General features: G+C 50.2%; 1 protein-coding gene. It reads left to right on the top strand.

Annotated features, from left to right (window positions below):
• Positions 1-761 (top strand): condensation domain-containing protein (locus ACM0OZ_RS49095; RefSeq protein WP_414590201.1); only part of this gene is annotated, 761 nt, incomplete at both ends.

The following is a 761-nucleotide window of genomic DNA, read 5'->3' as shown; positions in this document are numbered from 1 at the left end:
CCCAGAACGCCAACAGAAGAAATACTGGCAAACATTTGGGCATCGGTACTGGGAATCGAGTCAGTGGGCATCCATGACAACTTCTTTGAACTTGGCGGCGATTCGATTCTGAGTATTCAAATCATTGCCAAAGCCAGTAGTCGTGGGGTGCAACTGAGTGCCAAGCAGATGTTTGAGCATCAAACAATTGCTGAGTTGGCTACAGTCGTTACAGTGGGAGCAATTCAGGCAGAACAAGGTGTGGTGAGCGGGACATTGCCACTGACACCAATTCAACAGTGGTTCTTCTGTGAGAATTTTGCTTCCCCAGCACACTGGAACCAAGCGGTATTGCTGGAAATGCCACCGGGGAGCGAGCCAAATCGCCTACAGCAAGTGGTGCACTCAATGCTTGTACACCATGATGCGCTGCGCTTGCGTTTTGAGCGCACAGATTCTGGTTGGCAACAAATAAATGCTGTTGTGGATGAGACGGTGCCGTTTACAGTAGTAGATTTATCCGCACTCCCACAAGCACAACAACCTGCAGCAATAGAAGCAAAAGCAGCACAACTGCAAGCCAGCTTGAATTTGTCCACCGGACCAGTTGTGCAAGTGGCATGGTTCAATCTCGGCTCTGAGTTAAACTCTCGGTTGTTGTTTGTCATCCACCACCTCGCTGTGGATGGGGTGTCATGGCGGATTTTGTTGGAAGATTTGCAAGTTGCCTACAGCCAACTCAGTGCGGGTGGGGCGATACAACTGCCACCCAAGACCACATC

The sequence above is a fragment of the Scytonema sp. PCC 10023 genome (genome assembly GCF_963920835.1).
In the GTDB taxonomy this organism is placed as follows: Bacteria; Cyanobacteriota; Cyanobacteriia; order Cyanobacteriales; family Nostocaceae; genus Kalymmatonema.
This window is presented reverse-complemented; position numbering and strand designations above follow the sequence as displayed.